The sequence below is a fragment of the Mycobacterium sp. UM_Kg1 genome, assembly GCF_000972925.1.
GTDB lineage: Bacteria > Actinomycetota > Actinomycetes > Mycobacteriales > Mycobacteriaceae > Mycobacterium > Mycobacterium hiberniae.
Genome location: NZ_JRMK01000391.1, coordinates 1 through 239, shown reverse-complemented (window position 1 = coordinate 239; position 239 = coordinate 1). Strand labels below are relative to the sequence as shown.

The window sequence follows — 239 nt, the reverse complement described above, 5'->3', positions numbered from 1 at the left end:
TGAGGGGGACCCGATTGATGGTCCAGTCGCTATGCGGCTTGGGGTTGGTGGGTCGTGGTCCACTTTAGGGCGAACTCGGCGGGACTGAGTCCGCGGGGGGCCGAATGCGGTCGGTTGGCGTTGTAGTCGATCCGCCAGTCTTCGATGATGACGCGGGCTTCTTGCAGGGAGTCGAAGCGCCAGGAGTTGAGCAGCTCGTCGCGCAGGCGGCCGTTGAACGATTCGATCCAGGCGTTCTG

1 protein-coding gene is annotated in these 239 nt (G+C 63.6%); it reads right to left on the bottom strand.

Features of this window, described 5'->3' with window-relative positions:
* Positions 1 to 29: 29 nt before the first annotated feature.
* Positions 30 to 239, bottom strand: a 210-nt coding sequence (locus LI92_RS21670; RefSeq protein ID WP_046322789.1) for an integrase core domain-containing protein, incomplete at its 5' end; no start/stop codon positions are given.